This is a genomic window from Pseudomonas laurentiana (assembly GCF_014648275.1).
Classification (GTDB): domain Bacteria; phylum Pseudomonadota; class Gammaproteobacteria; order Pseudomonadales; family Pseudomonadaceae; genus Aquipseudomonas; species Aquipseudomonas laurentiana.
This window is the reverse complement of record NZ_BMQU01000016.1, coordinates 1-12,281: the sequence shown is the minus strand read 5'-3', so window position 1 is coordinate 12,281 and position 12,281 is coordinate 1. Positions and strand designations below refer to the sequence as shown.

Annotated in this window: 13 protein-coding genes and 2 tRNA genes; 9 read left to right on the top strand and 6 right to left on the bottom strand. The window is 59.4% G+C overall.

What is annotated here, in order from left to right; genetic code table 11:
- Positions 1-14: 14 nt before the first annotated feature.
- Positions 15-1,097: a DUF1615 domain-containing protein gene (locus tag IE038_RS16735; RefSeq protein ID WP_163932671.1), complete on the top strand. Its 1,083-nt coding sequence runs from the start codon at positions 15-17 to the stop codon at positions 1,095-1,097.
- Positions 1,098-1,204: 107 nt separating this feature from the next.
- Positions 1,205-1,651 carry a YolD-like family protein gene (locus IE038_RS16730; RefSeq protein WP_163932674.1) on the top strand — a complete coding sequence of 149 codons (447 nt, stop codon included), beginning with the start codon at positions 1,205-1,207 and terminating at the stop codon, positions 1,649-1,651.
- Positions 1,652-1,703: 52 nt separating this feature from the next.
- Here IE038_RS16730 and pbpG read toward each other — a convergent pair whose 3' ends face one another.
- Positions 1,704-2,627 (bottom strand): D-alanyl-D-alanine endopeptidase, encoded by a 924-nt coding sequence (pbpG, locus tag IE038_RS16725; protein ID WP_163932676.1) that lies wholly within the window; start codon positions 2,625-2,627, stop codon positions 1,704-1,706.
- A gap of 328 nt (positions 2,628-2,955) precedes the next feature.
- Between pbpG and IE038_RS16720 the strand changes: the two genes are divergently transcribed.
- A complete protein-coding gene (locus IE038_RS16720; protein WP_438810782.1) occupies positions 2,956-3,801 on the top strand; it encodes a shikimate 5-dehydrogenase in 846 nt (281 codons plus the stop codon).
- 57 nt (positions 3,802-3,858) lie between these two features.
- Here the strand turns inward: IE038_RS16720 and IE038_RS16715 are convergent, their stop codons facing one another.
- On the bottom strand, positions 3,859-4,503 hold the full coding sequence (locus IE038_RS16715) for a YceH family protein (protein ID WP_163932679.1): 645 nt from the start codon (positions 4,501-4,503) through the stop codon (positions 3,859-3,861).
- A 95-nt stretch (positions 4,504-4,598) separates the two neighbouring features.
- Positions 4,599-5,816 (bottom strand): serine/threonine transporter SstT, encoded by a 1,218-nt coding sequence (sstT, locus tag IE038_RS16710; RefSeq protein WP_189395966.1) that lies wholly within the window; start codon positions 5,814-5,816, stop codon positions 4,599-4,601.
- A 213-nt stretch (positions 5,817-6,029) separates the two neighbouring features.
- Here sstT and IE038_RS16705 point away from each other — a divergent pair, with 213 nt between their 5' ends.
- Positions 6,030-7,184 carry an MFS transporter gene (locus IE038_RS16705; RefSeq protein WP_189395965.1) on the top strand — a complete coding sequence of 385 codons (1,155 nt, stop codon included), beginning with the start codon at positions 6,030-6,032 and terminating at the stop codon, positions 7,182-7,184.
- On the opposite strand, the gene nhaR is transcribed toward IE038_RS16705, so the two are convergent.
- On the bottom strand, positions 7,165-8,070 hold the full coding sequence (gene nhaR, locus IE038_RS16700) for a transcriptional activator NhaR (RefSeq protein WP_163932682.1): 906 nt from the start codon (positions 8,068-8,070) through the stop codon (positions 7,165-7,167). The genes IE038_RS16705 and nhaR overlap by 20 nt on opposite strands.
- 132 nt (positions 8,071-8,202) lie before the next feature.
- Here nhaR and IE038_RS16695 point away from each other — a divergent pair, with 132 nt between their 5' ends.
- Together IE038_RS16695 and IE038_RS16690 are read left to right on the top strand one after the other, a co-directional pair.
- On the top strand, positions 8,203-8,445 hold the full coding sequence (locus IE038_RS16695) for a hypothetical protein (RefSeq protein WP_163932685.1): 243 nt from the start codon (positions 8,203-8,205) through the stop codon (positions 8,443-8,445).
- A 31-nt stretch (positions 8,446-8,476) separates the two neighbouring features.
- Positions 8,477-9,226, top strand: coding sequence for a TerC family protein (locus tag IE038_RS16690; protein ID WP_189395964.1), 750 nt, complete (start codon positions 8,477-8,479; stop codon positions 9,224-9,226).
- Positions 9,227-9,299: 73 nt separating this feature from the next.
- Here the strand turns inward: IE038_RS16690 and IE038_RS16685 are convergent, their stop codons facing one another.
- Positions 9,300-9,473 (bottom strand): hypothetical protein, encoded by a 174-nt coding sequence (locus tag IE038_RS16685; RefSeq protein WP_167523957.1) that lies wholly within the window; start codon positions 9,471-9,473, stop codon positions 9,300-9,302.
- A gap of 152 nt (positions 9,474-9,625) precedes the next feature.
- On the opposite strand from IE038_RS16685, the gene IE038_RS16680 reads away from it, so the two are divergent.
- The gene (locus IE038_RS16680; RefSeq protein ID WP_163932688.1) at positions 9,626-10,354 is read left to right on the top strand and encodes a peptidase C39 family protein; all 729 of its coding nucleotides are present in this window, start codon (positions 9,626-9,628) and stop codon (positions 10,352-10,354) included.
- Positions 10,355-10,372: 18 nt separating this feature from the next.
- On the opposite strand, the gene IE038_RS16675 is transcribed toward IE038_RS16680, so the two are convergent.
- A complete protein-coding gene (locus IE038_RS16675) occupies positions 10,373-11,656 on the bottom strand; it encodes an NAD(P)/FAD-dependent oxidoreductase (RefSeq protein WP_189395963.1) in 1,284 nt (427 codons plus the stop codon).
- A 187-nt stretch (positions 11,657-11,843) separates the two neighbouring features.
- Here IE038_RS16675 and IE038_RS16670 point away from each other — a divergent pair.
- Together IE038_RS16670 and IE038_RS16665 are read left to right on the top strand one after the other, a co-directional pair.
- A tRNA-Val gene (locus tag IE038_RS16670) sits at positions 11,844-11,920 on the top strand.
- A gap of 164 nt (positions 11,921-12,084) precedes the next feature.
- Positions 12,085-12,161: transfer RNA gene (locus IE038_RS16665), tRNA-Val, on the top strand.
- Positions 12,162-12,281 lie beyond the last annotated feature (120 nt).

The following is a 12,281-nucleotide window of genomic DNA, read 5'->3' as shown; positions in this document are numbered from 1 at the left end:
CTTGCAGGTGATCTATGTGTTCACTTCGGTTGCTGCTGTCTCTTGCCGTGTTGCTGGTGTTGGCCGGCTGTGCCGCTCCGCGCGCGACCCAGCCTGCCAGCCCTGTCGAGCTACGCGCACAGATCGTTCATCTGTTGCCGCCCACGCTCGTCGACCGTCAGGGGTGGGCAGAGGATATGCAAGTCGCCTTCACCCACCAAGGCATCGCCGCAACACGAGACAACCTTTGCGCAGCGTTGGCTGTCACTGAACAAGAGTCTACCTTTCAGGCCGACCCTGTCGTTCCCGGCCTCGGGCGTATTGCGCGTGAAGAAATCGACCGTCGTGCTGCCAGGCTGCATGTTCCGCAGTTTCTGGTCAATGCGGCGCTCGCTACCCGCTCGCCCGATGGCAAGACCTATAGCGAGCGCCTGGAGAAGGTACGCAGTGAGCGGCAGTTGAGTGCAATTTTCGATGACCTGATCAGTACCGTGCCGATGGGGCGCACGCTGCTTGGTGACCTCAATCCGGTTCATACGGGTGGCCCGATGCAGGTGAGCATCGCCTTTGCCGAGCGCCATGCCAAGGGTTACCCCTATGCCTATACCGGCACGATTCGTCAGGAAGTGTTCAGTCGTCGAGGCGGGCTGTATTTCGGGGTTGCTCATTTGCTCGGCTACCCGGCGAACTATGATCGGCAACTGTACCGCTTCGCTGATTTCAATGCGGGTTGGTACGCCAGCCGCAATGCGGCCTTTCAGCAGGCCGTCAGCCGTGCATCAGGGGTCAGGCTGGCGCTCGATGGGGATCTGATTGCTCCGGGCGCGATCTTGCCCGGCGCGACGGAAAGGGCTGTGCGGCAGTTGGGCGATGCCCTGGATATGCGCAACCCAGTGATTCGCAGTCAATTGGAGAAGGGTGACAGCCTGGATTTTGAAAATACCCGCCTGTATCAGCGGGTATTTGCCTTGGCCGAGCAGCGTGCGGGTAAGCCGTTACCCCGCGCACTGTTGCCGGGGATTGTGCTGGACAGCCCCAAGATCACCCGCACGCTGACCACGGCCTGGTTCGCCAACCGGGTTGAGGCACGTTATCGGCGCTGTATGCAGCATGGTTGAACATGCGCCGCTGTCAGTTTCAGCGGCGCACAGAACCCGATGGCTAAAGGTTCCACCTGCACGGTCGATAAGCTGACTAACGTAAATACCATCAGGACGATAAGCACATGGTCGGAATCAATACGCTGGCGGCCGGCATCAACATCAACGGCAGCCCGAGTGCAACCCATGTCAGTGGTGTGAGCATCAACGGTGCGGCGCCTGCCGAAGTGACGGATGCAAGCGGCGTCAAGGCAGACCTCTCCCAGGTGCGGGAGAATGGTGAGGCCAAGGCCAGTGGTGCCAGCGGAGGCGACAGTGAGCCAGCACACATCAAGCAGTTGCGTGAACAGATAGAGAAACTGCAAAAGCAGCTGGCCGAACAGCAGAAGCAATTGCAGAAAGCAATGGCCAGTCAGCAGGAGGCGACAGCCAAGGCTGCTGAGGTGATGGCCGCTCAAAGCGCGGTTTCAAGCACCATGGCCGCAATTCAGACGGCAACCAGTGCGTTGTTGGAGGCCTTGACCTCCAGTGGCGGAAGCAGTTCGGGTTCGCTGGTCAGCACCAGCGCCTGAGATTTGCTTCAGGGGCCTGCCATGCGCAACGCCGGGCAGGCCCTGTAGTCCTTCAGTCGGCGACTGGCCGGTTCTGTGTTCGATCCGATTTGTAGCGCATCGCCACGGATGGCGCGGCACTTGCCTTGCCGGTTTCCATCCACTGACGCAGGCGGCTGGCATCAGCGAAGTGGGTGTATTTGCCAAAGGCGTCAAGGATGACCATGGCCACCGGGCGATCAGCCATACGCGTCAGCAGCACCAGGCAATGGCCCGCCTCATTGGTGAAGCCGGTCTTGGTCAGCTTGATGTCCCAATCACTCTTGTTGACCAAGTGGTCGGTGTTGCGAAAGCCCAAGGTGTAGTTGGGTTTGCGGAACGCTACGGTCTTCTCGCGTGTGGTGCTCAACTCGCTCAGCATCGGGTAGTTGCGTGCGGCCAGCAGCAGCTTGCTCAGGTCCCGGGCGGTAGAGACGTTATACATCGACAGCCCCGTCGGTTCGACATACCGCGTGTGGGTCATACCCAGTGCGCGGGCCTTGCTGTTCATGGCTTTGATGAACGCGTCGTAGCCGCCTGGGTAGTGGTGCGCCAACGTTGCCGCAGCACGGTTTTCCGAGGACATCAGGGTAATCAACAGCATCTCTCGACGGTTCAGTTCACTGCCGAGCTTGACCCTGGAAAAGACGCCTTTCATTTCCTTGGTCTGCGCGATCGTGACGGGGATCACCTCGTCCATGCGCTGCTTGGCGTCGAGGACGACCATCGCGGTCATCAGTTTGGTGACCGATGCGATGGGGCGTACTGCGTCCGCGTTGTTGGCGTACAGCACCTGGTTGGTCTGTACATCGATCAATAGAGCACTGCGCGATGCCAGGTGCAGCTTGGACGGGTCACGTTGAACTTGCGCGGGTGGTTGGGCGACAGCATTCGACGAGACTGCGGCGGTACCTGTGAGCAATAGCAGCAGACTTAAAATCGAAAGGGAGGTTTTCACGTTGGCGCTCACTAAATGTTGGTATGTCGTTGGCTGTGCAAAGGTTTTCGGTAAAAAACCGTTACATTTTAGGAGTATGGCTCAGGGGCTGTCGATTGCCCCGGATTCATTAGGCCAAATATGAAACAAATTTAACCTTGTTCCATGTTTGTACCCTTTAGCCGCATCTCCAGCGTCCCGACTTCCGACCAACCTGCTGATGAGCTGAGTCAGCGTGCGTAGGTAGAGCGTAGTACCTGGGCTCGCGGTATGACGGGTTTGGCGACATGAGGCATCAGCCTGCTCAAGTTAGGCATACTGTGTTTTTCGCGCATTTCAGGAGATCCGCATGGTCCCCAGTAAAGACACCGTCCTGTGCATGTCCCTGGCGGGTCGTCCCGGCACCTTTGGCGTACGTTTTCATAATCACCTGTACCAACAGTTGGGGCTGGATTTTTACTACAAGGCCATGACCACCACCGATCTGCCCGCAGCCATCGGCGGGATCCGTGCCTTGGGTATTCGTGGGTGTGGTGTATCGATGCCATACAAGGAAGCCTGTATGGCCTTGGTCGATGAGTTGGACCCTTCGGCAGCTGCCATCGACTCAATCAACACCATCGTCAATACCGCCGGGCACCTGAAAGCCTACAACACCGATTACCTGGCGGTACGTCAGTTGCTGGCGCGCCATCGTCTGGACCCCGCCATGAGCTTCGTCTTGCGTGGCAGCGGGGGGATGGCCAAGGCCGTGGCGTGTGCATTGCGTGATGCCGGCTTTGCCAATGGCACCCTGGTCGCACGTAACGAAGCCGCCGGGCGGCGTCTGGCGCAGGTCTGTGGGTATGGCTGGCAAGCCGAGTCAGGCAGCGTGCGTGCGCAGTTGTTGATCAATGTGACGCCAATTGGCATGGCTGATGGTCCAGACGCGGATCAGTTGGCGTTCCAGCCCGAAGCGATAGAGGCAGCGCAGTGTGTGTTCGATGTAGTGGCAATGCCAGTGCAGACGCCATTGATCGGGCAGGCGCAGGCATTGGGCAAATCGGTCATCACCGGCCTGGATGTGATTGCATTGCAGGCGCTGGAGCAGTTCGTGCTGTACACCGGGGTCAGGCCGACGGACGAGCAGGTCGCCGCGGCAGTGGCGTACGCACGAACGCCATCACCCGCCTTGGCGGCGCCTGCACCTTTGTAGGCGTATTTGTAGGCGTATTGTCGGGAGCCGGCCGTTGCCGGCGGCATCCCGGCAGCGTTACTCCAGTTGTGCCAAGCGTTCTTCCAGCGCGGCGATACGGGCTTCCAGCGCTTCGATACGCTCTAGCGATACGGTGGTGGCGGTCGAGCGCTCGGGCCCCTGCTGGCGCGCCGCCAGGATGGCTGCGATGTCTTCCGGATCACCGAACGCATGGGTGTAACGGTCTTCCCGTTGGCCGGCCTGGCGCGGCAGATGCAGGGCAAAACCGCGAGCAATGAGGCGTTCAAGTTGATGCACGACTTGCTCCGCATCGTCAAAGTCGTGCATGCGGTTGCTGCGGGTCAGCAGTTCGTTGACGGTCTGCGGGCCGCGCAGAAACATCAGGCCAAGCAGGGTCACTTGTGCGGGAACCAGCTCCAGGGCCTTGTCGATACGGTGTTCCCAGCGGTCGGCGCGACTGCCCATTTGCAGGCGGGTCATGCCTTGGCTTTCCAGGGCGCGAAGGCTCTGGCCCACCTGGCCCTGACTGAGGTTCATCACCGGCTCACGGCTGGTTTTCTGGTTGCAGGCCAGCACCAGGGCGTTGAGGGTCAGTGGGTAGGTTTCGGGGTTGGTGGCCTGTTTCTCGATCAGCGAGCCGAGAATCCGGATCTCGGTACTGTTGAAGCGGGCAGGGGAAGCGGTTTCGTGTTCGGTGGACATGGCCCTGTCTCTGTTCGAGGAAAGGCCCTAGCCTAGGTGCGGTTGACGGTAAAACACAAGCAGCCGGTGCGGGGGCACCGGCTGTAGGGGCGTGGTCAGGCGCGAGCGGCTTGGCGCTCTTTGGCCTGGCAGGCTGCGGCGGTGAAGAGTACATCGGTGGAGGAGTTCAGCGCGGTTTCTGCCGAATCCTGCAGTACGCCGATGATGAAGCCAACGGCCACCACTTGCATGGCGATTTCGCTGGGGATGCCAAACAGGCTGCAGGCCAGCGGGATCAGCAGCAGCGAACCGCCAGCGACACCCGAGGCGCCGCAGGCGCAGACCGCCGCAACCACGCTGAGCAGCACGGCGGTCGGCAGGTCTACGGCGATACCCAGGGTATTCACGGCTGCCAGGGTCAGGACGGTGATGGTGATGGCCGCACCCGCCATGTTGATGGTCGCACCCAGAGGGATCGATACCGAATAGGTGTCTTCATGCAGGCCAAGCTTGTCGCTCAAGGCCAGGTTGACCGGGATGTTGGCGGCGGAGCTGCGGGTGAAAAAGGCGGTGATGCCGCTTTCACGCAGGCACATGAACACCAGTGGGAACGGGTTGCGACGGATTTTCCAGAACACGATCAGCGGGTTGACCACCAGCGCGACGAACAGCATGCAGCCGATCAAAACGGTCAGCAGGTGCAGGTAGCCGACCAGGGCATCAAGGCCGGACTCCGCCAGGGTCGAGGCGACCAGGCCAAAGATACCCAGCGGCGCAAAACGAATGACCACCCGCACGATCACGGTCACGCCGTTGGACAGGTCTTCCAGTACGGTTCGGGTCGTCTCGCCCGCATGGCGGATGGCAATGCCAAGGCCAATGGCCCACGCCAGGATGCCAATGAAGTTGGCATTCATCAGGGCTTTGATCGGGTTGTCTACTGCGCTGAGCACCAGGCTTTGCAGGACTTCACCAATGCCGCCCGGGGCACTCAGCGATGCGTCGGAGGTGTTCAGTGCCAGGTGGGATGGGAAGGCCATGCTGGCAACGACTGCGACCACCGCAGCAGCGAAGGTGCCCAACAGGTACAGCACCAGAATCGGACGTATATGGGTTTCCTGACCGTGGCGATGGTTGGCGATAGAGGCCATCACCAGGATGAACACCAGGATAGGGGCAACAGCCTTGAGTGCGGAGACAAAGACTTTGCCAATAAAGGACAGGTGAGCTGCGGTTTCAGGTGAGATCAGTGCGAGGGCGATACCGGCTATCAGGCCAACGATGATTTGCAACACAAGGCTGGTTCGATTCAACACGTTTAAAACGGGGGTCATGGCAGGTGTTTCTCTGTCTTGTTCAAGGGTTTCAGCAGTGCCGAAACATGGCGCATTGACGGCATCTGGAAGGCAGCGCCGCGAAAAAGGGCGCGACTTTAGCACAGTGTGCAGTCGAGGGTCGCTGCACGGTGTCGGAGCGCGGATAGGAGGTGTAGTATGCCCGCCCTTTTTACGCGGCCCTGGCCGCGTGCTTCTTGCGTTGGAGTGTGGATGTTATTGCCAATCCTGTTGCTGGCTGCTGCTGGTTTCACTGTACTGACTACCGAGTTCATCATCGTCGGGCTATTGCCGGGCATTGCCCGCGACCTGCAGGTCAGCGTGTCTCAGGCAGGGCTGTTGGTGACCTTGTTCGCCTTCACAGTGGCGTGTTGCGGCCCGTTCCTCACCGCATGGTGCGCACGTTTTGACCGTAAACGGCTGTTTATTGGCATTTTGCTGGTATTCGCGGCTGCCAATGCCCTCGCAGCAGTAGCCTCGAACATCTATGTCATGGGCCTCGCGCGGTTGATTCCGGCGCTCGGGCTGCCGGTGTTCTGGGCGCTGGCGAGTGAAACGGCCGTGGATATCGTCGGCCCGGCTTATGCCGGGCGAGCCATTTCCAAGATCAGCTTTGGCGTGGTGTGTGCGACGGTGTTTGGCATTCCGGTCGGCACCCTGATTGGTGATGCGCTTGGGTGGCGGGCAGCTTTTGCGGTACTGGCAGTGCTGGCCTTGGCCAAGGCGCTGCTGTTGTACGGTTACCTGCCGCGTACGCCGAGGCAGACGCCGGCGTCATCACTGCTTGGGCAGTTTGGCATTCTGCGCAGCCCTTTGTTGCAAGGGCATGTGTTGCTGTCAGTGCTGGTGTTCAGTGGCATGTTCACGGCCTATACCTACCTGGCTGACATGCTTGAGCGTTTGGCCGGTTTCGATGGCAGTCGGGTGGGCTGGTACCTGATGGGGTTCGGTGCCGTCGGCCTGATCGGCAACAGCCTGGGCGGCCGAGCCGTGGACCGTCACCCTTTGCTGGCGTCCAGTAGCTTCTGTGCCTTGATGATCATTGGCCTGGTAGCGGTGGTGCCGAGCATGCATTCTCCTCTGGGCCTGATGCTGGCGCTGGCTATTTGGGGGGCAACCCAGGCAGCGCTGTTTCTGGTCAGCCACGTACGTCTGATCAAGGCCGCGCCTCAGGCCCCGGCGTTTGCTGCTTCATTGAACATCGCAGGAGCCAACCTGGGGATCGGTCTGGGGGCGGTCATTGGCGGTCGGGTTATCGATACCCTGGGCCTTTCCAGCCTGGGCTTCTCTGCGGCTGCGCTGATCGCAGTGTCGGTGGTCCTGGGGCTGTGGTTGATGAGCGCGCGATTCAGGCCAGAGGCCAGTTGAACAGCTCGCGGCGGGCGCCCTCGGTGATCGCGAGGATACCGGGGTGCTTGACCTTGCGCTCCACCGAGATGGCATAGAACGACTCGATCACGGCATCCGTCTGGCCGATCAACTCGACACCGTACTGGCGGCATACCTCTTCGGCGATGACGCTGGGTGCGATGAATATTCCACTACCTGATTGCCCGAAGGCTTGCATCAAAGCGCTGTCGTCGAAGTCGCCGATGATCCGGGGTTGCACATTCTGCTCGGCAAACCAGCGCAGCAAGCGGCTGCGTACGACGGTTTCCTGCCCCGGTATCAGCAGTGGTGCATGTTGCAGTCCCCGGGGGAAGTTGGCCCCATAGCGCGCGGCCAGTTTGGCGGTGGCGAAGAAGCTGATGCCGCATTCCCCCAGTTTCTGGCTGTAGCCCTTGATGTCCAGATGGCTGGGCATTGGGCTGTCGGAGATGACCAGGTCCAGGCGCTGAATCGCCAGGTCGGCGAGCAGGCGCTCCAGCTTGTCTTCGCGGCAACTGATGCGCAGTGGGTCGCTCAGCTCCATGGTCGGCGCAATCAGTCGGTAAACGATGGACTTGGGCACCACATCCGCTACGCCAACCCGAAACAGGATCTGTTTTTCTTCTGGTTGTGTACGCAGCAGGGCTTCCAACTCGCTACCAATCTGGAACATCGGCTCGGCATAGCTCAAGGCCTGGCGTCCGGTTTCAGTCAGTTCCAGTTGCCTACCAACGCGGCGAAACAGCTCCACCCCATAGGTTTGCTCAAGTAGGCTGATCTGTCCGCTGATGGTTTGCGGGGTCAGGTTCAGTTGCTCGCAGGCGCGGACAATGCTGCCGGTTTTGGCCACGACCCAGAAGTAGTGCAGCTGTCGGTAGTTGAGCATGAGGGCTCTCACTTCGTAAAAACCGAAGTATAAACATTAAAAAAACGAATTTTCCTGATGTATCTCGGTCTTTAGAATGCATTGCTATCTAAGGCGCAGGCTTCAGGGCTGGCCGTTACAAGAGGAAAGAACATGCTTCACTTCAAATCGATTGGTACGCCGTTGGTGCTGGCGCTGGCGTTGTTTGCCATCAGCGGCTGCGAACAGGCAGAAAAGTCCGCCCAGCAGGTGCTCAATCAGGCCGCGCAGTCGGCCAAGGACGCCATCGACAAGACCAACGAGGCGGCTCAGCAAGCCTTGAGCGAAGCCACAGGTTCGCAGGCACAGAAGAAGCCTTCTGACACTGAGCGCGATGACAGCGCTCAAGACATCTGATTCAACCAATCCCCCGATTCAGGACTGATTCATGGAATACCTGTTAGAACTTGCTGCAAGCCCTACCGCCTGGGTCGCCCTGGCCACCTTGGTGGCCATGGAGATTGTCCTGGGTATCGATAACCTGATCTTCATTTCCATCCTGACCAACAAGCTGCCCGAACAGTACCGCTCCAAGGCACGGCGCGTGGGTATCAGCATGGCGCTGGTGATGCGTCTGGCACTGCTCAGCACTGTGGCCTGGATTGTCCAGTTGACGGAGCCGGTGCTCGACGTGCTTGGCCAGAGCTTCTCCTGGAAGGACATGATTCTGATTGCCGGTGGCCTGTTCCTGTTGTGGAAAGCAACCACTGAAATCCACCACAGTGTTGATCCCGTGGCACAGGAAGACGCCAAGGCAACGTCGACCATCACCCTTGGTTTTGCTGCTGCGATTGGTCAGATCCTGCTGCTGGATATCGTCTTCTCGATCGACAGCATCATTACCGCTGTGGGCATGACCGAGCACTTGCCGATCATGATCATCGCAGTGATCAGTGCGGTGGTGGTGATGATGGTGGCCGCTGATCCTCTGGCACGCTTCATCAATGACAACCCGACCGTCGTGATGCTGGCCCTGGGCTTCCTGATCATGATCGGTATGACCCTGATCGCTGAAGGCTTCGGTGTCCACGTGCCAAAAGGCTACGTTTACGCGGCGATGGCGTTCTCTACGGCGATCGAAGTGCTGAACATCCTGTCGCGACGGGCTCGTTTGAAGCGTGAAGAAGTGTCCGCCTGATCATTGAGTCGGATCTGACGGCCGGCGCTGGGGCAACCTGGGCCGGCCGTTGTCGTTTGTGTGGTGCGCCGAATCAGTGTGCGTGGGCGTGCCGACGTGGGTGATGAGGCGTGCTCGCGCTCATTTCCCGGGGTTGCAGGTGAGGGTGATGGTGGCGACGGACGATGCGCAGTACGCCCCAGAGCATTGCGGCTGCGACGCTCAACCACGCGCCGATCAACATGAAAATCGCCAGTGTCAGGCTCATGTGTGCCTCCTGTTAAGCCCGGCAGGCTTTGCGCCTGCCTTGTGCATCAGTCTAGCTGTTGTTGCGCGGCAGGCTATTGACCTATGGTCTAGCGTCTTGGTCTGTTTTGTTCTAGAACGTAGGCGGGCTATACCGCGAAGCGTTGCCAGCCTATGATCGCAGGCCGAGGCCAGGCGCTGCCTGCCTGGCACCAGAACAAGCGAGAGTCCATGCCTGTATTCCCTATCGCATCCCGTCGTCTGTTCGCGGCTGTCGCCGTGACCCTGAGCCTGGCGGGTTGTGCCAGTCCATTTTCGTCCCAGCTCAACGGCATGGCGCAGCGGGTTGAGCTGAGCGGTGTGCCGTACTTCCGTGGCAATGCCAACCAGAGTGCCTCGATGGCCTTGGCGGCGATACTGTCTCAACAGGGGGTGCGGATTACGCCCGGCCTGCTTGATGGGCCACTGCATCTGCCGAAAGAGATCGACAAGTTGCCGGAGGCGTTGCCGGCAGTCGCCCGTGAATACGGGATGATGGTCTACCCACTGGACCGACAGCTGCCTGCACTGCTGGCGCAGGTCGCTGCAGGTAATCCGGTATTACTGCGTTACAGTGAGGGTACAGCGTTGTGGGGGGAGCCGCGCTATGCCTTGCTGGTGGGCTACGACCGTTACAAGGAGCGCGTGTTGTTGCGTTCGGGTAATAACCGACGGTTGTTGATGGGCTTCGATAGTTTCAATGCCGCCTGGCAGAAGGAGGGGGCATGGGCTGTATTGGTCCAGCAGCCAGGGCAGTTGCCGGCGCAGGTTGATCGACAGCGCTGGCTCAAGGCCGCCAACGACCTGGCCCAGGCAGGCCAGGAGCAGGCGGCCCGTCAAGCCGTCAAGGCCATAGGCCCGTGACGGCTTGAGCGGTAGGCGTTAAACGCCGAGACGGTCGCGCAGGCTGTAGTACCAGGCGCCGATGGCGCTGAACGGTACGCGCAGCAGTTGCCCGCCAGGGAACGGGTAGTGTGGCAGTTCGGCGAATGCATCAAAGCGTTCGGCCTGGCCGCGCAGCGCTTCGGCCAGCACCTTGCCTGCCAAGTGGGTATAGGTTACGCCGTGGCCGCTGCAGCCCTGCGAATAGTAAATGTTGTCGCCCAGGCGACCGACCTGAGGCAAGCGCGACAGGGTCAGCAGGAAGTTGCCGGTCCAGGCGTAGTCGATCTTCACGTCCTTGAGCTGCGGGAAGGCCTTGAGCATTTTCGGGCGAATGATCGCTTCGATATTGGCCGGGTCGCGTGCGCCATAGACCACGCCACCGCCGAAGATCAAGCGCTTGTCAGAGGTCAGGCGGTAATAGTCGAGCAGGTAGTTGCAGTCTTCGACACAGTAGTCCTGTGGCAGCAGCGAATGCGCCAGGTCGGCATCCAGCGGTTCGGTGGTAATCACCTGAGTACCGCATGGCATCGATTTGGCGGCGAGTTCCGGTACCAGGTTACCCAGGTAGGCGTTGCCGGCGACAATCACAAACTTGGTGCGGACTTTACCCTGAGGGGTGTGAACCACCGGGTTTGCACCGCGCTCAATGCGCACGGCAGGCGACTGTTCATAAATCTTGCCGCCGAGGGACTCCACCGCTGCAGCTTCGCCCAGCGCCAGGTTCAGCGGATGGATATGCCCGCCGCTCATGTCGAGCATGCCGCCGATATAGCTGTCGCAACCGACGACTTCGCGAATGCGGCGCTGGTCCATCAGTTCCAGCTGATTATGGCCAAAACGTTCCCACAGGCGTTTCTGCGATTCCAGGTGGCCCATCTGCTTGGCGGTCAGGGCTGCAAATACACCACCGTCTTTCAGATCGCACTGAATGTTGTACTTGGCAACGCGCTCACGAATGATCCGGCCGCCTTCAAACGCCATCTGCCCGAGCAGTTGCGCTTGCTTGGGGCCGACAGTGCGCTCGATCACATCGATGTCGCGGCTGTAGCTGTTGACGATCTGTCCGCCGTTACGGCCAGAGGCGCCGTAGCCGACTTTGGCAGCTTCCAGGACGGCAACCTTGAAACCGTTTTCAAGCAGGAACAGTGCGCTGGACAGGCCGGTGTAGCCGGCGCCGATCACACAGACATCGACGTCGATTTCTTCCTGCAAGGCTGGGCGCTGCGGAACAGGATTGGCCGATGCGGCGTAGTAAGACTGAGGGTAGGGGGTGTGCGCCATGGGGGTGGACCTCTGTTTTATATTTTTTACGTATGAGCGGATCCTATCAACAATAATTAACACCCGCTAGCGGGGTGTTTAAAATTCTGAAAACGGGTAAGCCCTAAATATTTTTAATATTCAGTGAGTTAGCTCGAAAAAAAGAGTTGACACCATTCGTCATTTCCGTAGAATGCCGCCTCACAGCAGGCACATAGCTCAGTTGGTTAGAGCACCACCTTGACATGGTGGGGGTCGTTGGTTCGAGTCCAATTGTGCCTACCAAATCAGGCCGCTCCTGTTGGCGGCAACGAAAAAGGCGATCCGAAAGGGTCGCCTTTTTTGCATGGGTCATTTTTTTGTTTTTCAGAGCGTTCAGCAAAAGTTTGATTTATTTGCATATTTCTATTTACGGCGTGTAAAAACCTGAGTAGAATGCGCCCCACAGCAGGCACATAGCTCAGTTGGTTAGAGCACCACCTTGACATGGTGGGGGTCGTTGGTTCGAGTCCAATTGTGCCTACCAAACAAAGCCCCGTTTTTACGGGCACTTAAAGGGCGATCCGAAAGGATCGCCCTTTTTGTTGTGCGCCAGGCATGGCGCGTTGCGCGTTAGCGCAACCCGTTTGGCTGTGGTGGCTGAATG

What these genes read in the sequence shown, in the direction of transcription:
- IE038_RS16680 (WP_163932688.1), top strand. Translation starts at nt 9,626, where the DNA reads ATGATCGCAGGCCGAGGCCAGGCGCTGCCTGCCTGGCACCAGAACAAG.
- IE038_RS16685 (WP_167523957.1), bottom strand. Translation starts at nt 9,473, where the DNA reads ATGAGCCTGACACTGGCGATTTTCATGTTGATCGGCGCGTGGTTGAGC.
- nhaR (WP_163932682.1), bottom strand. Translation starts at nt 8,070, where the DNA reads ATGCTCAACTACCGACAGCTGCACTACTTCTGGGTCGTGGCCAAAACC.
- IE038_RS16690 (WP_189395964.1), top strand. Translation starts at nt 8,477, where the DNA reads ATGGAATACCTGTTAGAACTTGCTGCAAGCCCTACCGCCTGGGTCGCC.
- sstT (WP_189395966.1), bottom strand. Translation starts at nt 5,816, where the DNA reads ATGACCCCCGTTTTAAACGTGTTGAATCGAACCAGCCTTGTGTTGCAA.
- IE038_RS16695 (WP_163932685.1), top strand. Translation starts at nt 8,203, where the DNA reads ATGCTTCACTTCAAATCGATTGGTACGCCGTTGGTGCTGGCGCTGGCG.
- IE038_RS16720 (WP_438810782.1), top strand. Translation starts at nt 2,956, where the DNA reads ATGGTCCCCAGTAAAGACACCGTCCTGTGCATGTCCCTGGCGGGTCGT.
- IE038_RS16730 (WP_163932674.1), top strand. Translation starts at nt 1,205, where the DNA reads ATGGTCGGAATCAATACGCTGGCGGCCGGCATCAACATCAACGGCAGC.
- IE038_RS16675 (WP_189395963.1), bottom strand. Translation starts at nt 11,656, where the DNA reads ATGGCGCACACCCCCTACCCTCAGTCTTACTACGCCGCATCGGCCAAT.
- IE038_RS16735 (WP_163932671.1), top strand. Translation starts at nt 15, where the DNA reads ATGTGTTCACTTCGGTTGCTGCTGTCTCTTGCCGTGTTGCTGGTGTTG.
- IE038_RS16715 (WP_163932679.1), bottom strand. Translation starts at nt 4,503, where the DNA reads ATGTCCACCGAACACGAAACCGCTTCCCCTGCCCGCTTCAACAGTACC.
- IE038_RS16705 (WP_189395965.1), top strand. Translation starts at nt 6,030, where the DNA reads ATGTTATTGCCAATCCTGTTGCTGGCTGCTGCTGGTTTCACTGTACTG.